Origin of the sequence: Paraburkholderia phosphatilytica, assembly GCF_003443895.1 — a bacterium.
In the GTDB taxonomy this organism is placed as follows: Bacteria; Pseudomonadota; Gammaproteobacteria; order Burkholderiales; family Burkholderiaceae; genus Paraburkholderia; species Paraburkholderia phosphatilytica.
This window is the reverse complement of record NZ_QQOA01000010.1, coordinates 62,384-82,956: the sequence shown is the minus strand read 5'-3', so window position 1 is coordinate 82,956 and position 20,573 is coordinate 62,384. Positions and strand designations below refer to the sequence as shown.

Here is a 20,573-nt window from a genome sequence, read left to right as displayed (position 1 = left end):
GACAAGTCGCGGAAAAACAAAACCCCGCACAAGGCGGGGTTTCGGTACTGATGTTCCGAGGCCGGGAAATCAGAACGGAATGTCGTCGTCCATCTCGTCGAAGCCGCCACCGGCCGGCGCCTGCGGACGGCTCGCGCCACCGCCACCGCCACCGCCACCGCCGCCGCCACCGCTGCGTGCACCACCGCCACCGCCGCCCGTGCGGCCGCCGCTACGCTCAGCCGGCTCGCGGCTGTAGCCCGCGTCATCACCGCCGCCGCTGCCCATCGAGCCGCGGCCGCCCAGCATCTGCATCTGGTCCGCGACGATTTCGGTCGAGTAGCGGTCCGTGCCGTCCTGCGCCTGATACTTGCGCGTACGGATACGGCCTTCGATATAGACCGATGAGCCCTTCTTCAGGTATTCCGACACGATTTCCGCGAGCCGTCCAAAGAACGACACACGGTGCCATTCGGTCATTTCCTTCATCTCGCCGGAGCTCTTGTCCTTGTAGCGATCGGTGGTCGCAAGGCGAATGTTCGCGACGGCGTCGCCGCTCGGCAGATAGCGCACTTCCGGGTCGGCGCCCAGATTGCCCACGAGGATGACCTTGTTCACTGATGCCATGATTTCTCCAGTTGATTCCATTACGGGTGACGCGACCCCGGCGCGCCCGTTTGCCCTTCGATTCGCATGCCGCCGGCGCTCAGGCGTGGCGGCGAGCCAGCCGCGCCGTGCCCGGACGTCAGGCCCGGTGTCGCACGGGCGGCGCCTTCATGTTCGCCGCCACGATCAGCCAGCAGAACACGAGTGCCGAACACGCGAAGAACACCGCGCTCTGACCGGCGAACTTCAGAAGCCATCCGCCGAGCATACCACCCAGCGCGAGGCCGATCGATTGCGTGGTGTTGTAGACGCCAACGGCCGCGCCCTTGCGGGTGCCCGGCGCGAGTTTCGATACCAGCGACGGCTGCGACGCTTCCAGGATATTGAAGCCGAGGAAGTAGATCAGGAGGACGCCCGCCACCATCAGTATGGTATGCGGACCCGCGCCGAGAAGTAACTGGCCAATAAGGATAAGAGCGACTGCGCTCACCAGCACGGATTTCATATGCCCGCGCTTTTCGGCGGCGATGATGGCCGGCACCATCAGCACGAAGCTGATGCCCATCACCGGCAGATAGACCATCCAGTGCGATGCGACCGGCAGGCCGCCCGCCACCAGAATGCGCGGCACGACCAGGAAGAGCGCCGTCTGCGTAGCGTGCAGCACCAGCACGCCGAAGTTGAGGCGCAGCAGTTCGACGTTGTGCAGCACTTCCGCGAACGGCGCGCGAACGTGCACCGGCTTCGGCGCGTCCGGCACGATCCACAGCACGACACCGACCGCCAGCACGGACAGCACGCCGACCACCGCGAACAGCCCGTTCATACCGATCCAGTGGAACACGATCGGCGCGCCGACGATCGCCACCGCGAACGAGAGGCCGATGCTCCCGCCCACCATCGCCATCGCCTTCGTACGATGTTCTTCCGAGGTCAGGTCTGCGATGAACGCGAGCACCGCCGACGACACCGCGCCCATCCCCTGGATCACGCGGCCGGCGATGATCCAGCCGATGTCGTGCCCCACCGCCGCGACGAAGCTGCCGATCGCGAAGATCAGGAGGCCCGTCGCGATGACGGGCTTGCGCCCGACCTTGTCCGAGATCCAGCCGTAGAAGATGTAGAGCAGCGACTGCGTGACGCCGTACGCGCCCAGCGCAATGCCGACCAGCAGCACGTTGTCGCCGCCGGGAATGGTTTTCGCGTACACCGAGAAAACCGGCATGATCATGAAGAGGCCCAGCATGCGCAGCGCGAAAATCGCGGCGAGCGACACGGTTGCGCGCATTTCGGACGCGCTCATGCGTGAGGATGTGGCGGACGGATTGGACATCGGGAATCGGGAGCGATTTTTCGAATGAGAATGCGGCACGCAGAACGCGAAACACGCGACGACGCACCAGGCACGCGCATCGTAACCCAACGCGCACCGCCGGCACCCGAAACTGCCGGCGCGGACGCCACGGCTACCGTCATATTTTCGTCGCGCCGGAACGCGATTCACGGGGCTTTCGCGAGACGCGGCCCGCCGTGGCAACCGCGGTGGCCCAACCGCTGCGAGGCTGCTCCCGCGGCGCGTGCTGCCCGCCTGCGACCGGCCGGTCGCGAGCCGCCCGAGGCGCTTGCGCGGCCTGTCAGGCAACCGTAACGGCGGTCTGGAAAAGTCGTTATAGTAGCAGGTTTAGCCCTTCTCCCCTCCCGCCAGGTTCATGGAACAAATCCGTATCCGTGGGGCCCGCACCCACAACCTGAAGAACGTCAATCTCGACCTGCCGCGGCACAAGCTCGTCGTGATTACGGGCCTGTCGGGCTCCGGCAAATCGTCGCTCGCCTTCGATACCTTGTACGCCGAAGGGCAGCGCCGCTACGTCGAGAGCCTGTCCGCGTATGCGCGCCAGTTCCTGCAGCTGATGGAAAAGCCGGACGTCGACCTGATCGAGGGGCTGTCTCCCGCCATTTCGATCGAGCAGAAGGCGACGTCGCACAACCCGCGCTCGACGGTCGGCACCGTCACCGAGATTCACGACTACCTGCGCCTGCTCTACGCTCGCGTCGGCACGCCGTACTGCCCGGACCACGAGATTCCACTCGAGGCGCAAAGCGTCTCGCAGATGGTGGACGCTGCGCTCGCGCTGCCGGAGGAAACCAAGCTGATGATCCTCGCGCCCGTCGTGTCGAACCGCAAGGGCGAGCACGCGGAGCTGTTCGAGGAGATGCAGGCGCAGGGCTTCATCCGCTTCCGGATCCGCTCGGGCGGCGGCACGGCGAACGAGGGCGTCGCGAAAATCTACGACGTCGACTCGCTGCCGAAGCTGAAGAAGAACGACAAACACTCGATCGACGTCGTCGTCGACCGGCTGAAGGTGCGCGCCGACATGAAGCAGCGCCTTGCCGAGTCGTTCGAAACCGCGCTGCGGCTCGCCGACGGCCGCGCGATCGCGCTCGAAATGGACACCGACGCCGAGCATCTGTTCAGCTCGAAGTTCGCCTGCCCGATCTGCTCGTACTCGCTGCAGGAACTGGAGCCGCGTCTCTTCTCGTTCAACAACCCGATGGGCGCGTGTCCGGAATGTGACGGCCTCGGCCAGATCACGTTCTTCGATCCGAAGCGGGTGGTCGCACACCCGTCGCTGTCGCTCGCGGCGGGCGCGGTGAAAGGCTGGGACCGGCGCAACCAGTTCTACTTCCAGATGCTGCAGAGCCTCGCGGCGTACTACGAGTTCGACATCGACACGCCGTTCGAGGACCTGCCGGAGAAGGTGCGCAAGATCCTGCTGTACGGTTCGGGCAAGGAGGAAATCCCGTTCTCGTACATCAACGAACGCGGCCGCGCATCGGTGCGCGAGCACGTGTTCGAGGGCATCATCCCGAACCTCGAGCGGCGCTACAAGGAAACCGATTCGGTCGCCGTGCGCGAGGAACTCGCGAAATACCAGAACAACCAGGCCTGCCCCGCATGCGCCGGCAGTCGCCTGCGGCGCGAAGCGCGCTTCGTGCGCATCGGCATGGAAGACCAGGCGCGCGCCATCTACGAAGTGAGCGGCTGGCCGCTGCGCGACACGCTCGGCTATTTCCAGACGCTGCGGCTCGAAGGCTCGAAGCGCGAAATCGCCGACAAGGTCATCAAGGAAATCGTCGCGCGGCTGATGTTCCTGAACAACGTCGGGCTCGATTACCTGTCGCTGGAACGCAGCGCGGAGACGCTCTCCGGCGGCGAGGCGCAGCGTATCCGGCTCGCGTCGCAGATCGGCTCCGGCCTGACCGGCGTGATGTACGTGCTCGACGAGCCGTCGATCGGCCTGCATCAGCGCGACAACGACCGTCTGATCTCCACGCTCAAGCACCTGCGTGATCTCGGCAATTCGGTCGTCGTCGTCGAGCACGACGAGGACATGATCCGCATGGCGGATTACGTGGTCGACATGGGCCCGGGCGCCGGCGAGCACGGCGGCATGGTGATCGCGCAGGGCACGCCGAAGGAAGTGGAAAACGATCCGGCGTCGATGACCGGCCAGTACCTAGCCGGTGCGCGCACCATCGAATACCCCGACGAGCGCATCGAGCCGAACGAGCGGCGCCTGCGCATCATCGAGGCGTACGGCAACAACCTGAAGCACGTGACGCTCGACCTGCCCGTCGGGCTGTTGACCTGCGTGACGGGCGTCTCCGGCTCGGGCAAGTCGACGCTCATCAACGACACGCTGTATCACGCGGTCGCGCAGCATCTGTACGGCTCATCCACGGAACCCGCAGCGCACGAGGCCATCGAAGGCCTCGAACATTTCGACAAGGTGATCAACGTCGACCAGTCGCCGATCGGCCGCACGCCGCGCTCGAACCCGGCCACCTACACGGGCGTGTTCACGCCGATCCGCGAGCTGTTCGCGGGCGTGCCGTCCGCGAAGGAACGCGGCTACGACCCGGGCCGTTTCTCGTTCAACGTGAAGGGCGGCCGCTGCGAAGCCTGCCAGGGCGACGGCGTGATCAAGGTGGAGATGCACTTCCTGCCGGACGTCTACGTGCCGTGCGACGTCTGCCACGGCAAGCGCTACAACCGCGAAACGCTCGACATCCAGTACAAAGGCAAGAACATCAGCGAAGTGCTCGACATGACCGTCGAACACGCGCATGAATTTTTCAAGGCAGTGCCGGTGGTGTCGCGCAAGCTGAAGACGCTGCTCGACGTCGGCCTCGGGTATATCCGGCTTGGCCAGTCGGCTACAACGCTGTCGGGCGGGGAAGCCCAGCGGGTCAAGCTCTCGCTGGAACTCAGCAAGCGCGATACCGGTCGCACGCTATACATTCTCGACGAGCCGACCACGGGTTTGCACTTCCACGACATCGCGCTGCTGCTGGAAGTGATTCACAGGCTAAGGGATCAGGGCAATACGGTCGTTATCATCGAGCATAATCTCGACGTGATCAAAACCGCCGACTGGGTCATCGACCTCGGTCCGGAAGGCGGCGCGGGAGGTGGGCAGATCATCGCCCAGGGGACACCCGAACAGATTGCGAAGTCGAAATCGAGTTTCACCGGAAGATACCTGGCGCCGCTCCTCAAGCGCGGCGCGGCAGTCGAACAGAAGTAGGCCCCCACACACAAGAACGGGCGGGCCGGAGATCCTAAAGTCATGGTTAAGCGAAACGAGGCATCCGACGACGGCCAGGTCCAGGATCTGCGCCCACGCCCGGTCAGGCTCACGAGCGATATGAGCCTGCCGAAGCTGTCGGCGGTCGAGATCGGCAGCTATGTGGTCGCGCTCCTCGCGATGTGGGCGGTGCTGCGTCTCGACCTGCTGGGCGCGCTGCTCGCCGGCATGCTCGTGTTTCAGCTGGTGCACATGATCGCGCCGCGCATCGAGCGGCACATGTCCGGCAAGCGCGCGCGCTGGCTGTCGGTCGTGCTGCTGGCCACGCTGATTGTCGGCGCGCTGACGGGCCTCACGCTCGGCATCATCGAGCACTTCGAACACGACGTGCCGAGCGTGCAGAACCTGCTCGACCAGGCGATGGCGCTGATCGACCAGTTCCGCACACGCGTGCCGCAGTCGATCGCGAACAGCCTGCCGGTGGATGCCGACGAGATCAAACAGCGCGCCGCGTCGATGATGCACGAGCACGCGAACATGCTGCAGCAAGGCGGCAAGAATCTCGCGCGCGGCGTCACGCACGTGGTGATCGGCATGATCATCGGCGCGATCATCGCGGTCGGCGCGCAGAAGCATACGCAGCGGCTGCCGCTCTCCACCGCGTTCGTCGCGCGCGTCAGCCGCTTCTCGGACGCGTTCCGCCGCATCGTGTTCGCGCAGATCAAGATTTCCGCGATCAACGCCACCTTCACGGGCCTGTTCCTGCTCGTGTTCCTGCCGCTGTTCCACGCAAGGCTGCCGCTCTCGAAGACGCTCGTGCTCGTCACGTTCATCGTCGGCCTGCTGCCGGTGATCGGCAACCTGATCTCGAACACGCTGATCGTCGCGGTTGCGCTGTCGGTGAGCTTCCCCGCGGCCGTCACGGCGCTCGGCTTCCTGATCCTGATCCACAAGCTCGAGTATTTCCTGAACGCGAAGATCGTCGGCGGGCAGATCGAGGCGCGCGCGTGGGAGCTGCTCGTCGCGATGCTCGTGATGGAGGCCGCGTTCGGCGTGCCCGGGGTGATCGCCGCGCCGATTTTTTATGCGTACGTGAAGCGCGAGCTGATTTATCTGCGGCTGGTGTGAGACTGGTGTGAGGCTGCTGAAAGCACAAGCGCACGTGCCTGGGCAGCAAAGCGCAAAAAGGCCGGCTCGCAGCCGGCTTTTTTGTCCGCAATTCGCGCCTGCGGAGTTTCCCTGCACCAGGCGTAAACGAACCTCAGCGAAACACCACCGTCTTGCTGCCGTTCAGCACGATGCGGTGCTCGACGTGCCACTTCACCGCCCGCGCGAGCGTCACGCACTCCACGTCGCGGCCGATCGCCGTGAGCTGGTCCGGCGTCATGCTGTGATCGACCCGCTCCACTTCCTGCTCGATGATCGGACCTTCGTCGAGATCCGTCGTCACGTAGTGCGCGGTAGCGCCGATCAGCTTCACACCGCGGTCGAACGCCTGGTAGTACGGCTTCGCACCCTTGAAGCTCGGCAGGAACGAATGATGGATGTTGATCGCACGGCCCGTCAGCCGTTCGCACAGCTGCGGCGACAGGATCTGCATGTAGCGCGCGAGCACCACGAGATCCGCCTGATGTTCGTCGATCACTTCCAGCACGCGCGCTTCCTGTGCGGCCTTCGCGTCCGGCGCGGACGACGTCAGCGGGAAATGATGGAACGGAATGTCGTAGCTCGCGGCGAGCTGATAGAACTCCTTGTGGTTCGAGATGATCGCCGGAATGTCGATCGCGAGCTGGCCGGTGCGGTAGCGGAACAGCAGATCGTTCAGGCAATGGCCGATCTTCGACACCATGATCACCACGCGCGGCTTCACCGACGCGTCGTGCAGTTCCCAGCGCATGCCGAACTGTTCGGCGAGCGCCGCGAAGTCGGTGCGCAGCACGTCGAGGCCGGGATCGCCGCCCACCTGCTGGAAGTGCACGCGCATGAAGAACTCGCCGGTGTGGCTGTCGCCGAATTGCGCGGAGTCCAGAATGTTGCTGCCACGCTCGAACAGAAAGCCCGACACCGCGTGGACGATGCCCGGGCGGTCTGCGCAGGCGAGCTTGAGGATAAAGCTGTGATCGGTCGACATGACCTCGAATACTCCCTTCTTCAATGCTTCAATGCGTGATGCGGGTGGTGCGCGCCGCTGCATAAACGCGGGTCAGTACGGCGGCTCGAACAGTGTATCGATGCCTTCGCACGCGTCGTGGTCGATCCAGTTGCGCCGCAAGAGGCAGTCCAGCGTCGCGAGACTCGCGTCGACCGTCATCGCGCCCTCCTCGATCCAGCGCGCCGTTTTTTCGACGCTCGCAAGCCGGTGCTCGCCGACCTCGCCGTCCTGGTTGCGCGGCGCGAAATCGTCGGGCAGCGCGAGGTCGTAGACGAAGATCTGCTCGGCCTGCGTGCCTTCGGGCAGCGACTGCAGCACGTGCACCGTGCGCCCAGGTGCAGCGCGCCCGGCGATGTCCGCCGGAATGCCCGCTTCTTCCCAGCACTCCTTGACGATCGTCTCGGCCACGCCGAAACCCCAGCCGATACCGCCCGCGACGACGTTGTCGAGCATGCCCGGATCGGTCGCCTTGGTGTCGCTGCGACGCGCGATCCACAGCTGCGGCGCGCGATCCCCGTATTCTACGATGCCGTTCAGGTGCACCGCGTACGTCATCGTGCCGAAGAAACGCGACGCCGCACGTTCGATGAACGCGAGCGGCGATGCATCGAACGCGTTGCGGATCGCGTAAGTCTCGTCGCGCCAGCCGGGAATCCGACCGTCCGCCGCGAGCGCGCCGATCACGGCGCCGAGCGCCGCACTGCGCAGATCGACGGTATCGAAGCGCGGCGACAGCACGACGCGCTCGCCGTTGCACGCGAACACGTCGGGCCAGCGCGCGAGCAGCGCAACGTCCGACGCGCGAATCCAGCCGACCTGTTCCGCGCCGATCACGAACGGACGATGCGCGGCCGGATCGAAACGGCGCGCAAGCGAAATACAGGGCAACGTCATCGGCAATTCCTCTTCAGCAGCTATTCATGGCAAGCGACGATGCGCGTGTCACGGACACGGGCGCATCGCGCGGCACGCTCAGTCGCGCAACGCAACGCGGATGCCGATAGCAATAAACGTCGCACCAGCAAGACGATCGAGCCACACGCCAACGCGCGGCTTGCGCTTCAGCCAGCCGCCGATCATGCCGGCGCACACGCCGAACAGCGAAAACACGACCACCGTCTGCAGCATGAACAACACGCCCAGTTCGAGCATCTGCAGCGTGACGCTCTGCGCGCCATGTGGATCGACGAACTGCGGCAGGAACACGACGAAGAACAGCGTCACCTTCGGGTTCATCATGTTGCCGAGCACGCTCTGGCGGAAGATCGACGCCAGCGGTTGCGGCGGACGTTCGTGTGCGGTGGCAAGCCCGCGGCTGCGCAATGCCTTGATGCCGATCCAGATCAGGTACGCGGCACCGGCGAGCTTGATGACCTGGAACGCGACCGGCGACGAGCGCAGCACGGCCGCGACGCCGAGCGCGGCAAGCGTCGTGTGGAACGTGATGCCGGCCGCGAAGCCGAGCGCGGACACGAAGCCGGCGGCGCGCCCCTGCGAGATGCCGCGCGCGAGCACCTGCATGTTGTCGGGGCCGGGCGCGAACGTGATCGCGAGCGACGTCGCGAGAAACAGCAGGAAATTGGGCATCGCGTGAACCTCGTGGTTGTTGCCTTCGATGTTGAAACGTAGCGGCAGCGCCGCAAGCGCTCAATGTCCGCCGAACGCCGTGACCGTGTAGAGCGGCAGGCCGGCCTTGCGCAGCAGCGCCGAACCGCCGAGGTCGGGCAGGTCGACAATTGCCGCGCCTTCCACGACCACCGCGCCGAGTTTGCCCAGCAGATTGCGGCCGGCCATCATCGTGCCGCCGGTCGCGATCAGGTCGTCCATGATCACGACGCGATCGCCGGGCCTGCAGGCGTCTTCGTGAATCTCGACGGTCGCTTCGCCGTACTCCAGCTGGTACGACTCGGAAACGGTCCTGTACGGCAGCTTGCCAACCTTGCGGATCGGAATGAAGCCGACGTTCAGCTCGTACGCGACGATCGGCGCGATGATGAAACCGCGTGCATCCAGGCCCGCGACGAAATCGAGCTTCGCATCCACGTACCGTTCGACGAACAGGTCGATCAGCACGCGAAACGCCTTCGGATGCTGCAGCAGCGGCGTGATGTCGCGGAACTGCACGCCCGGCTGCGGCCAGTCGGGCACGGTGCGGATCTGGCTGTGAATGAACGCGGCCGCATTGACCGGTGCCTCAGTGGGTCCAGGCGTAGGCGCACTTGTAGGCGCGTTGGACATGAATGTCTCCCGTGAAAACTCAGGTGTTGCTGGGGAATCAGGCGGCCGCGGCGCCCTGGCGCCGATGGCGCGAGAGCCGCTCTTCGGCTTCGGCCAGCGCTTCCGGCAAGCCGCGCAGCACGACGATGTCGTTCGCGCGCAGCTTCGTCGACGGATCGGGCTCGACACCGCGAATGCCGTGCCGGCGGATCGCCGTCACCTCGACGCCGATATCGAAGAGGCCCAGCTCCGCCAGCGTGCGGCCGACGGCGTCGGCACTCGCATCGACCGGCACCGATTGTAGCCGTACCTGCTCGTGGCCATCGTCGTCCTCGACGTCGTCGGCGCCGTGGAAGTAGCCGCGCAGCAGGCTGTAGCGCTCGTCACGCATCTCTTCGACCCGCCGCACCACACGACGCATCGGCACGCCCATCACGACGAGCGTGTGCGACGCGAGCATCAGGCTGCCCTCGACGATCTCAGGAATCACCTCGGTCGCGCCAGCGGCGAGCAGCTTCTCGAGATCGGCATCATCGACGGTACGCACGATCACCGGTAAGGTCGGTTCGAGCTCGTGCACGTTGTGCAGCACGCGCAACGCCGACGGCGTGTTCGCATACGTGACCGCGAGCGTCGCGGCGCGGTGGATACCAGCCGCGAGCAGCGATTCGCGCCGCGCGGCATCGCCGAACACCACCGATTCGCCCGCGGCCGCCGCGGCGCTCACGCGATCGGGATCGAGGTCGAGCGCGACGTACGACAGGCCTTCGTGCTCCAGCATGCGCGCGAGATTCTGCCCCGCGCGACCGTATCCGCAGATGATCACGTGACCGCTCTGCTTGATGCTCTGCGTCGCGATGCGCGTCATCTGCAACGACTGCATCATCCATTCGGATGCGGACAGCCGCAGCACGATCCGGTCCGCGTTCTGGATCAGGAATGGCGCCGCGAGCATCGACAGCAGCATCGCGGCGAGAATGGCCTGCAGGAGCGTCGCGTCGACGAGATGCTTGTCGAGAATCAGGTTGATCAGCACGAACCCGAATTCGCCCGCCTGCGCGAGGCCGAGACCGGTTCGCATCGCCACGCCGGGCGTCGCGCCGAACACGCGCGACAGCGCGGTGATCAGCACCGCCTTCAGCAACACCGGCCCGATCAGGAAGCCCGCGACGATGAACGGGTGCTGCCAGATCACGTGCGGGTTGAGCAGCATGCCCGTGGTCACGAAGAAGAGCCCGAGCAGCACGTCGCGAAACGGCTTGATGTCCTCTTCCACCTGATGCCGGTACGGCGTTTCCGAAATCAGCATGCCCGCGATGAACGCACCGAGCGCGAGTGACAGCCCGAACTTGTCGGTGACGAACGCCGCGCCCAGCGTGACGAGCAGCAGGTTCAGCACAAACAGCTCCTGCGAGCGGCGCCGCGCGACGACGTTGAACCAGCGCGTCATGAACTTCTGCCCGACTATCAGGAGCAGCGACAGCGCAACGACGATCTTCACCGCGGCGAGCCCGAGCGCGCGCATCAGGTCGCCGGAATCACCGCCGAACGCCGAGATCACGATCAGCAGCGGCACCACCGCGAGGTCCTGGAACAGCAATACGCCGAGGATGTTGCGGCCGTGCGCGGTTTCGAGCTCAAGCCGTTCCGCGAGCATCTTGCTGACGATTGCCGTCGACGACATCGCGAGCGCGCCGCCCAGCGCGACGCTCGCCTGCCACGTGATGTGCACCCAGCGCTCAAGCACAAGACCGAGCGCGACCGCGACGATCACCGTGCCGAGCACCTGCAAGAGGCCGAGACCGAACACCGCGCGGCGCATCGAGCGCAGCTTCGCGAGCGAAAACTCGAGGCCGATCGAGAACATCAGGAACACGACGCCGAATTCCGCGAGATTCTGCGCGCCGCTCGAATCGGGCACGATGCGCAGCGCATGCGGCCCGACGATGATGCCCACGGTCAGATAGCCGAGCATCGGCGGCAGATTCAGATAGCGAAAGACGACCACCCCCGCCACCGAAGCGAGCAGCAGGAACAGCGTCATTTCGAGGGGGGAAATCATGGGCGGAACCGCATTGCAAAAACGTCCTCGTTCGTCAGCAGACCGATATGTGCGGCGGCCGGACAACAGCGCGCGCGACGGAAGAATGGGGCCGGCGAAGGCACTTACCCGGCCGTCTGGCCAGGCGCGGCGAACAACACGCCTTTGCTATACTCCGCGAATGATAGCGAAAATCAATGGCGACCGGGCACTCGGGCTCGCGCGCGAAGTGCTGGACATCGAAGCGGACGCCGTGCGTGCCCTTCGCGATCAGCTCGACGACCACTTCGTCGAGGCGATCGATTTCATCCTGGGTTGCCGCGGGCGCGTGGTCGTCTCCGGCATCGGCAAATCCGGCCATATCGCCCGCAAACTGGCCGCCACGCTGGCCAGCACGGGCACGCCGGCGTTTTTCGTGCATCCGGCCGAAGCGAGCCACGGCGACCTCGGCATGGTCACCGCGGACGACGTTTTCATTGCGATTTCTTACTCCGGCGAATCCGACGAACTGATGGCGATCCTGCCCACGGTCAAGCGGCTCGGCTCGAAACTGATCGCGATGACGGGACGTCCCGCATCGAGTCTCGCGCAGCTCTCGGATGTGCATCTGAACTCGGCGGTGTCGAAGGAAGCGTGTCCGATGAACCTCGCGCCCACCGCCAGCACGACGGCCGCGCTCGCGCTTGGCGATGCGCTCGCGGTCGCGGTGCTCGATGCCCGCGGCTTCGGCCCCGACGATTTCGCGCGCTCGCATCCGGGCGGCGCGCTCGGCCGGCGCCTGCTCACGTACGTGCACGACGTGATGCGCACCGGCGACCAGGTGCCGTTCGTCACCCGCAACGCGACGGTGAGCGAGGCGCTGTTCCAGATCACCGCGAAGCGCATGGGCATGACCGCGATCGTCGACGACGCGGGCTGCGTGGAAGGCATCTTCACCGATGGCGATCTGCGCCGCGTGCTCGAGCGCGACGGCGATTTCCGCAATCTGCCGATCACCGCGGTCATGACGCATCGGCCGCGCGCCATCGGGCCCGACCAGCTCGCCGTGGAAGCGGTCGAACTGATGGAGCGCCATCGCATCAACCAGATGCTCGTCGTCGATGACGCGGGCAAGCTGATCGGTGCACTCAACATGCACGACCTGTTTTCGAAGAAGGTGATCTGATGGCGGCTGCCTTGACCGCGACCGACCGCGCGGCGCGCGTGAAGCTGATGATTTTCGACGTCGACGGCGTGCTGACGGACGGCGGCCTGCTGTTCACCGCGACCGGAGACACGATGAAGTCGTTCAACTCGCTCGACGGCCACGGCGTCAAGCTGCTGCGCGAAGCGGGCGTCTCCACCGCGATCATCACGGGCCGCCAGTCCGAGATCGTCGCGCGGCGGGCGCAGGAAATGAAGATCGCGCATCTTTATCAGGGCGTGGAGAACAAGGTCGCCGCGTTCGGCGAACTGCTGAAGGAAACCGGCCTCAGCGCAGACGAATGCGGCTACATGGGCGACGACTGGCCGGATCTCGGCGTGATGCTGAAGGCGGGCTTCGCGGCCGCGCCCGCGAACGCGCATCCGGACGTGATCGCGCGCGCCCACTGGGTGAGCGAAGCGCGCGGCGGCCATGGCGCCGTGCGCGAAGTCTGCGATGCGCTGCTGCGCGCGCAGCATCGCTATGACGCGCTCCTCGCGGCCGCGTGCGGAGCGTGACCGGATGAACCGCTTTCGCTGGACTTCGCTGATTCCGGTCGTCGCGATGGCGGCGCTCGCGGGCGTCACGTGGTGGCTGCTGCAGGCAACGAAGCCGCCTGCGAACGAGAACGTGCAGCGTCCGCTCGCGCATACGCCGGACTATTTCGCAGACAATTTCTCGGTGTCCGAGCTCGACCAGTCTGGCTCCACGCAATACCGGCTGACCGCGACGCACATGGTTCACTACGAGGACGACGCGAACAGCGACCTCACGAACCCGGCCGTGCGCGCGTTCCAGCCGGGCAAGCCGATCGTCACCGCCACCGCGCTGCGCGGCAAGGTGAATTCGGACGCATCGATCGTCGACCTGTATGATCATGCCCGCATCGTGCGTGCGCCGGGCGACGGCGACCCACAGATGCAGGCCGATTCAGAACATTTCCAGGTGCTCGTGAACGACGACGTCATCTGGACGGAAAAGCCGGTTAAACTGCAACGCGGCCAGTCAGTCATGACGGCCAGCGGCATGAACTACAACAACGTCACCCGGGTCATACAGCTCTTCGGCAATGTCCGCGGCGCCATCACTCCCGCCGACTCGTCGGGCGGCTCGCTCAGGCAACCCGGGTAATCCACTCTTGGCGTGACTGCATGAACGAATCGTTCCCCCGTTTTGTCGCCCATCGTGTGCGCGCGCTCGCCGTGCTGCGCGCGGGGCTCGCGGCGCTCCTGGTCGCGCTGCCGCTCGCCGGTGTCGCGCCGCTCGCGCACGCCGAGCGCGCCGACAAGGACAAGCCGCTCAACATCGAAGCGGACAACATGACGTACGACGATCTGAAGCAGGTCAACATCTTCACCGGCCACGTGGTCGCGACCAAAGGCACGATCGTGATCAAGGCCGACCGGGTCGAGGTGCATCAGGACCCGCAGGGCTACCAGTACGCAACCGGCACGTCGAACGGCGACAACCTGTCGTACTTCCGCCAGAAGCGCGAAGGCGTGAACGAATACATCGAAGGCACGGCCGTGCGTATCGACTACGACGGCAAGCAGGACCTGACCACGCTCACCACGCGCGCCACCGTACGTCGCCTGCAGGGCCTGACAACGCTGATGGATGAAGTCCACGGCAGCGTGATCACGTACGACGGTCAGAACGATTTCTATACCGCGAAGTCAGGTCCCGACGTCGCGGGTCCGGGCAATCCGAGCGGCCGCGTGCGCGCGATGCTCACGCCGAAGAACGGCGGCGCGGCGCCGCTGACCGGCGCCTCCGCCACGCTCGCGCCGGCCACGTCGTTCCCGGGAGGCAAAGCGCCGTGAGCACGCAGGTCCTCCCCAACCGCAAGCCCGCGGGTACCACCAGTTCGCTCGTCGTGCGCAACCTGAAGAAACGCTACGGCTCGCGCACCGTCGTCAAGGACGTGTCGCTCGACGTGAAGAGCGGCGAAGTCGTCGGTCTGCTCGGACCGAACGGCGCGGGCAAGACCACGTCGTTCTACATGATCGTCGGGCTCGTCGCGCTGGATGCCGGCGAGATCGATCTCGACGGCAAGTCGATCAGCCTGCTGCCCATTCACAAGCGCGCGTCGCTCGGTCTGTCGTATCTGCCGCAGGAAGCGTCGGTGTTCCGCAAGCTCACCGTCGAGGAAAACATCCGCGCGGTGCTGGAGCTGCAGGTCGACGATAACGGCAAGCGCCTGTCGAAAGATGCGATTGCGTCACGTACCCAAGCGTTGCTCGACGAACTGCAGGTTGCGCATCTGCGTGATAACCCGGCGCTGTCGCTGTCGGGCGGCGAACGGCGGCGTGTGGAAATCTGCCGCGCGCTCGCCACGAACCCGAGCTTCATTCTGCTCGACGAACCATTCGCGGGCGTCGATCCGATCGCGGTGCTGGAAATCCAGAAGATCGTCAAGTTCCTCAAGCAGCGCAACATCGGTGTGCTCATCACCGACCACAACGTTCGCGAGACGCTCGGCATCTGCGATCACGCGTACATTATCAGCGACGGCTCCGTGCTCGCCGCGGGCGCGCCCTCGGAAATCATCGAAAACGAGAACGTCCGGCGCGTCTATCTAGGCGAACACTTCCGGATGTAACAGGCCGGCAATGTGCGCGACGCACCGTCGCGCACAGCGCCATTACACAGGCGATTGCGTCATGCGCGGCGAGGTCCGCGCGTGGCGCCGTCGCGCCTGTCCGGGCGGTACGCACGTTTTTGCGAATGTTGCAACGTATCGAACTCATGGCAAACTCTCTACAATGTTTCTGAACCCGCCATGAAAGCCAGCCTTCAACTCCGCCTGTCGCAGCATCTTGCGCTGACACCCCAACTACAACAGTCCATCCGGCTGCTGCAGCTGTCTACGCTCGAACTGCAGCAGGAAGTCGCGATGGCGATCTCGCAGAATCCGCTGCTCGAGAACGAAGACGACTGGATCGCGAGCCCGCTGCGTGTCGCAGCGGACGGCTCGGTGATCGCGCAGACACCGAACACCACCGTGCACGAGCCGATGAGCGGCGCATCGTCCACGTCGTCCGCCTCCTCGAGCGGCGACGGTGCGGAGTCCGGCGAACCGGCGGGCGTCGACGAATACAACTCGCTCGGCGCGGACAGCAACGGCGACGGGAGCCAATGGAACCTCGACGATTACGGCCGCTCCGGCGCCGCATCGGACGATGACGATCTGCCGCCGCTGCAGATCCACGAATCCTCCACCAGTCTTCGCGATCACCTCACCGCGCAGTTGCGTGAAACCTCGGCAAGCGCGCGCGACCGGGCGCTCATCACGTTCCTCATCGAATCGCTCGACGACGACGGCTATCTCACCGCAACGCTGGACGAAATCCTTGCCGATCTGCCTGACGAGCTCGAAGTCGATCTCGACGAACTCAATGCCGCGCTCGCATTGCTGCACAGCTTCGATCCCGCTGGCGTAGGCGGGCGCTCCGCGTCCGAGTGCCTGAAGCTGCAGTTGCTGCGACTGCCTTCGTCGCCCACGCGCACGCTCGCGCTCGACATCGTCGCCCATCATCTGGAACTGCTCGCCGCCCGCGATTTCACGCGTCTGCGCAAACAGCTGAAGGCCAACGACGACGACCTGCGCGATGCCCACACGCTGATCCGTTCGCTCGAACCGTTCCCCGGCGCTGCGTACGGCAAGGCCGAAGCGGACTACGTCGTGCCCGACATCATGGTCAAAAAAACCGGCCAGGGCTGGCAGGCCGAGCTGAATCCGGACGTGGTCCCGAAGCTGCGCATCAACCATCTGTACGCGAACATCCTGCGCAATAACCGCGGCGATCCGGGCAGCGGCTCGCTGCGCCAGCAGCTGCAGGAAGCGCGCTGGCTGATCAAAAATATCCAGCAGCGGTTTGAAACGATCCTGCGCGTCGCGCAGGCCATCGTCGAGCGCCAGAAGAGCTTTTTTGTGCACGGCGAAATTGCCATGCGCCCCTTGGTTTTGCGGGAAATAGCTGATACGCTGGGCCTACACGAGTCGACTGTCTCGCGTGTGACAACCGGCAAGTACATGCTCACACCCTTCGGGACGCTTGAGTTCAAGTACTTCTTCGGCTCCCACGTATCGACCGACACGGGTGGCGCGGCCTCTTCCACGGCCATTCGCGCCCTCATCAAGCAACTGATAGGAGCGGAAAACCCGAAATCTCCCCTTTCAGACAGCCGCATTGCCGAACTGCTGGCGGAACAGGGTTTCGTGGTCGCGCGGCGCACCGTCGCCAAATACCGCGAAGCGCTCAAGATCCCGGCAGTCAATTTGCGCAAGTCTCTTTAGCCCGCCGTTGATCGCGGCGGGTGTGTTCCGGCCGCGCCGCAATCAGCGGACAGGCTGGCCGACATGATCTGCCAGGCAGCCCAACGGGGGTCGGCTCAGGCAGGTGTGGTTCGACCGCCTTCGCTGCGCGCGGAGCACGTGGCCACCAGCCTGGAGAAGCACTATGAACTTGAAGATCAGTGGACACCATCTCGAAGTCACGCCAGCGTTGCGAGAATACGTGATCACCAAACTGGACAGGGTGCTAAGACATTTCGATCAGGTGATCGATGGCAATGTGGTCCTCTCGGTCGACAACCACAAGGAAAAGGAAAAGAGACAAAAGGTTGAAATCAACCTGCATCTGAAGGGTAAGGACATCTTCGTGGAAAGCTGCGACAGCGACCTGTACGCCGCGATCGATCTCATGATCGACAAGCTGGACAGACAGGTGCTGCGTCACAAGGACCGTCTCCAGGGTCACCAGCACGAAGCGATCAAGTACCAGCCGATCGCGCCGCAGGCAGAAGTGCCGCCGCAGTGACGCACGAGCAGGTTCCAGCCTGACGAAACCGCCCGCCGAGGGCGGTTTTTCGTTATGGCGTCCCAGGCACCTGGCGCGGTCTGGCACAGCAGCTAAACAGGTGCTCTAAACAATGCGATGGCGCGCCGCACCATCCTGTTTCGCGCTGTTCTATAATGTTTCGGTCTGTTTCGGGGTCATTTTGCGGAAGTCGCGCGCATGCGGGCTTCGCAGCCAGTCACCGTGTGCTGCGTGGCGAGTACCGGATAAGGTATCGAATGGGGTATCAAACGCCGCCCTGCCGCCACGGCGAAGGAATTTCAGGCCACGCTTAAGCCTGCCAACATGAATCGTTTAGCCAAATTTCTTCCGCTCGAAAACGTGGTTCTCGGGCTTTCCGTCACTAGCAAGAAACGCGTCTTCGAGCAAGCGGGCCTGATTTTCGAAAACCAGAACGGCGTCGCCCGCAGCACGGTTACCGACAATCTCTTCGCGCGTGAACGCCTCGGTTCGACAGGACTCGGCGAAGGCGTCGCCATTCCGCATGGCCGGATCAAGGGCCTGAAGCAGCCGCTCGCCGCGTTCGTGCGCCTCGCGGAAGCCATCCCGTTCGAAGCGCCGGACGGCCAGCCGGTGTCGCTCCTGATCTTCCTGCTCGTGCCTGAGCAGGCCACCCAGCAGCACCTCGAAATCCTGTCCGAAATCGCCCAGCTGCTGTCCGACCGCGACGCCCGCGAGCGTCTGCACACGGAAGAGGACCGCGAAGCATTGCATCGTCTGCTGACCCAGTGGCAACCTTGACGCATCGGCGGCCAGCCGCGGCACGGGCGAGCGCCACGCGGCGCGGCGAAACGCGAAAGCACATCTAGCCGGCGGGACCGACGTCCCACATTGGAGCCAGGGATTCATGGATACGTCCAGCATCAACGCCCAGAGCATTTTCGACGACAACGCTGCGGCGCTGAAGCTCAGCTGGCTGACCGGTCATGAGGGCTGGGAACGCGGTTTCTCGGCCGAAACCGTCGCCACGGCAACATCCAGCGCCGACCTGGTCGGCCACCTGAACCTGATCCACCCGAACCGGATCCAGGTGCTGGGCGACGCTGAAACCAACTACTACCAGCGGCAGAGCGAAGAAGACCGCTCGCGTCACATGGCCGAGCTGATCGCACTCGAGCCGCCGTTCCTCGTCGTGGCGGGCGGCGTCGCCGCGCCGCCGGAACTGGTGCTGCGCTGCACCCGCTCGTCCACGCCGCTCTTCACGACGCCGATGTCGCCAGCGGCGGTGATCGACAGCCTGCGGCTCTACATGTCGCGCATTCTCGCGCCGCGCGCGACGCTGCACGGCGTATTCCTCGACATCCTCGGCATGGGCGTGCTGCTGACCGGCGACTCGGGTCTCGGCAAGAGCGAACTCGGCCTCGAACTGATCAGCCGCGGCCACGGCCTGGTTGCGGACGACGCGGTGGATTTCGTGCGGCTCGGCCCGGATTTCGTCGAAGGACGCTGCCCGCCGCTGCTGCAGAACCTGCTCGAAGTGCGCGGCCTCGGCCTGCTCGACATCAAGACGATCTTCGGTGAAACGGCCGTGCGCCGGAAAATGAAGCTGAAGCTGATCGTCCAGCTCGTGCGCCGCCCGGACGGCGAATTCCAGCGACTGCCGCTCGAAAGCCAGACGGTCGACGTGCTCGGCCTGCCCATCAGCAAGGTCACGATCCAGGTGGCGGCCGGCCGAAACCTCGCGGTGCTGGTCGAGGCCGCCGTGCGCAACACGATCCTGCAGCTGCGCGGCATCGATACCCTGCGCGATTTCATGGATCGCCAGCGCCTCGCGATGCAGGACCCGGACAGCCAGTTCCCCGGCAAGCTCATCTAGCAGTGCGCCGCCGCTGCGCAGCGTTAGCCGCCGGCACACCCAGCTGTCACTTCGCGGCGCTAACGTGGCCGCACGCGCCCGTCCACGGCGCGCCGGACCAGACCGCCAGCCCGCACCATCCGTCGATAAGCATCGATGCGTGGGCGCAGCCGCGCGGTCTGGATGCTATGATGAAACGAACGGATTCCGACGATTTCCATGCGCATTGTCCTGATCACCGGCATCTCCGGTTCCGGCAAGTCGGTCGCGTTGAACGCGATTGAAGACGCAGGCTACTACTGCGTCGACAACCTGCCGCCGCGGTTCCTGCCGCAACTCGCAGCCTATCTCGCCGACGGTGGCCAGGAGCGCCTTGCCGTCGCCATCGACGCCCGTTCGAGCGGCTCGCTCGACGAAATGCCCGCGATGATCCGTGATCTGTCCACGCAGCACGACGTGCGCGTGCTGTTCCTCAACGCGAGCACGCAGTCGCTGATCCAGCGCTTCTCGGAAACGCGCCGCCGCCATCCGCTGTCGGGCACGCCGGCGCACGATGCCGACGTCGGCGTGCTGACCTCGCTGGAAGAAGCGATTGAGCGCGAGCGCGAACTCGTTGCCGGTCTCGCCGAGTTCGGCCATCAGATCGACACCAGCAACCTGCGCGCGAACGTGCTGCGCGCGTGGGTCAAGCGCTTCATCGAGCAGGAGCACAGCGGGCTCGCGCTGATGTTCGAATCGTTCGGCTTCAAGCGCGGCGTGCCGCTCGATGCGGACTTCGTGTTCGACGTCCGCACGCTGCCGAATCCGTATTACGACCGCGAGCTGCGCCCGCTCACCGGTCTCGATCAGCCGGTCATCGATTTTCTCGACGCGTTGCCGGTCGTGCATCAGATGATCGACGATATCGAAGCATTCCTCACCAAATGGTTGCCGCACTTCCGCGACGATAACCGCAGTTATCTGACCGTCGCGATCGGCTGCACCGGTGGACAACACCGTTCGGTGTTCATCGCCCAGACGCTCGCCGCACGTCTGGCTGGTCAGGCGAACGTGATTGTGCGGCATCGCGATGCGCCGATCGACGTCGGCGAATCATCGAAGCTCGTCGCTTAACCGGCCGCATCGCGCGGCCTTTAACCGAAGCGTTGC

General features: G+C 64.9%; 19 protein-coding genes. 12 read left to right on the top strand and 7 right to left on the bottom strand.

The features are described 5' to 3' along the window. Positions 1-69 precede the first annotated feature (69 nt). The gene (locus DVS29_RS13045; RefSeq protein WP_118180878.1) at positions 70-606 is read right to left on the bottom strand and encodes a single-stranded DNA-binding protein; all 537 of its coding nucleotides are present in this window, start codon (positions 604-606) and stop codon (positions 70-72) included. A 118-nt stretch (positions 607-724) separates the two neighbouring features. After that, a complete protein-coding gene (locus tag DVS29_RS13040) occupies positions 725-1,918 on the bottom strand; it encodes an MFS transporter (protein ID WP_118181008.1) in 1,194 nt (397 codons plus the stop codon). Between the two features lie 376 nt (positions 1,919-2,294). On the opposite strand from DVS29_RS13040, the gene uvrA reads away from it, so the two are divergent. Then, entirely contained in the window at positions 2,295-5,174 is a 2,880-nt protein-coding gene (gene uvrA, locus DVS29_RS13030) for an excinuclease ABC subunit UvrA (protein WP_118180877.1), read from the top strand. A 42-nt stretch (positions 5,175-5,216) separates the two neighbouring features. Continuing rightward, positions 5,217-6,302, top strand: a complete 1,086-nt coding sequence (locus tag DVS29_RS13025; RefSeq protein ID WP_118180876.1) for an AI-2E family transporter — start codon at positions 5,217-5,219, stop codon at positions 6,300-6,302. Positions 6,303-6,435: 133 nt separating this feature from the next. Here DVS29_RS13025 and purU read toward each other — a convergent pair whose 3' ends face one another. The 5 genes from purU to DVS29_RS13000 form a co-directional block, all read right to left on the bottom strand. Further along, entirely contained in the window at positions 6,436-7,305 is an 870-nt protein-coding gene (gene purU, locus DVS29_RS13020; protein ID WP_118180875.1) for a formyltetrahydrofolate deformylase, read from the bottom strand. 72 nt (positions 7,306-7,377) lie between these two features. Continuing rightward, positions 7,378-8,220, bottom strand: a complete 843-nt coding sequence (locus DVS29_RS13015) for an NUDIX hydrolase (protein ID WP_118180874.1) — start codon at positions 8,218-8,220, stop codon at positions 7,378-7,380. Between the two features lie 78 nt (positions 8,221-8,298). Further along, positions 8,299-8,913, bottom strand: coding sequence for a LysE family translocator (locus DVS29_RS13010; RefSeq protein WP_118180873.1), 615 nt, complete (start codon positions 8,911-8,913; stop codon positions 8,299-8,301). Positions 8,914-8,973: 60 nt separating this feature from the next. Then, positions 8,974-9,564 (bottom strand): adenine phosphoribosyltransferase, encoded by a 591-nt coding sequence (locus tag DVS29_RS13005; RefSeq protein WP_118180872.1) that lies wholly within the window; start codon positions 9,562-9,564, stop codon positions 8,974-8,976. A gap of 37 nt (positions 9,565-9,601) precedes the next feature. Continuing rightward, positions 9,602-11,605: a monovalent cation:proton antiporter family protein gene (locus tag DVS29_RS13000; RefSeq protein WP_118180871.1), complete on the bottom strand. Its 2,004-nt coding sequence runs from the start codon at positions 11,603-11,605 to the stop codon at positions 9,602-9,604. 160 nt (positions 11,606-11,765) lie between these two features. On the opposite strand from DVS29_RS13000, the gene kdsD reads away from it, so the two are divergent. The 10 genes from kdsD (at position 11,766) to rapZ (ending at position 20,537) form a co-directional block, all read left to right on the top strand. Beyond that, positions 11,766-12,749: an arabinose 5-phosphate isomerase KdsD gene (gene kdsD, locus DVS29_RS12995; protein WP_118180870.1), complete on the top strand. Its 984-nt coding sequence runs from the start codon at positions 11,766-11,768 to the stop codon at positions 12,747-12,749. Then, positions 12,749-13,285, top strand: a complete 537-nt coding sequence (locus DVS29_RS12990) for a KdsC family phosphatase (protein ID WP_118180869.1) — start codon at positions 12,749-12,751, stop codon at positions 13,283-13,285. Before kdsD ends, DVS29_RS12990 begins: the two co-directional genes overlap by 1 nt. A gap of 4 nt (positions 13,286-13,289) precedes the next feature. After that, positions 13,290-13,898 (top strand): LPS export ABC transporter periplasmic protein LptC, encoded by a 609-nt coding sequence (lptC, locus tag DVS29_RS12985; protein WP_118180868.1) that lies wholly within the window; start codon positions 13,290-13,292, stop codon positions 13,896-13,898. Positions 13,899-13,918: 20 nt separating this feature from the next. Next, positions 13,919-14,590 carry a lipopolysaccharide transport periplasmic protein LptA gene (gene lptA, locus DVS29_RS12980; protein WP_118180867.1) on the top strand — a complete coding sequence of 224 codons (672 nt, stop codon included), beginning with the start codon at positions 13,919-13,921 and terminating at the stop codon, positions 14,588-14,590. After that, positions 14,587-15,369: an LPS export ABC transporter ATP-binding protein gene (lptB, locus tag DVS29_RS12975; RefSeq protein ID WP_118180866.1), complete on the top strand. Its 783-nt coding sequence runs from the start codon at positions 14,587-14,589 to the stop codon at positions 15,367-15,369. The genes lptA and lptB overlap by 4 nt, the downstream gene beginning before the upstream one ends. 180 nt (positions 15,370-15,549) lie before the next feature. Beyond that, the gene (locus DVS29_RS12970; protein WP_118180865.1) at positions 15,550-17,067 is read left to right on the top strand and encodes an RNA polymerase factor sigma-54; all 1,518 of its coding nucleotides are present in this window, start codon (positions 15,550-15,552) and stop codon (positions 17,065-17,067) included. Positions 17,068-17,230: 163 nt separating this feature from the next. Then, positions 17,231-17,590, top strand: coding sequence for a ribosome hibernation-promoting factor, HPF/YfiA family (gene hpf, locus DVS29_RS12965; RefSeq protein ID WP_118180864.1), 360 nt, complete (start codon positions 17,231-17,233; stop codon positions 17,588-17,590). A gap of 324 nt (positions 17,591-17,914) precedes the next feature. Then, complete coding sequence (locus tag DVS29_RS12960; RefSeq protein ID WP_118180863.1) at positions 17,915-18,370, top strand: PTS sugar transporter subunit IIA; 456 nt, start codon at positions 17,915-17,917, stop codon at positions 18,368-18,370. A 106-nt stretch (positions 18,371-18,476) separates the two neighbouring features. Next, positions 18,477-19,445 (top strand): HPr(Ser) kinase/phosphatase, encoded by a 969-nt coding sequence (hprK, locus tag DVS29_RS12955; protein WP_118180862.1) that lies wholly within the window; start codon positions 18,477-18,479, stop codon positions 19,443-19,445. 198 nt (positions 19,446-19,643) lie between these two features. Continuing rightward, positions 19,644-20,537 (top strand): RNase adapter RapZ, encoded by an 894-nt coding sequence (gene rapZ, locus DVS29_RS12950; protein WP_118180861.1) that lies wholly within the window; start codon positions 19,644-19,646, stop codon positions 20,535-20,537. Positions 20,538-20,573: the final 36 nt, after the last annotated feature.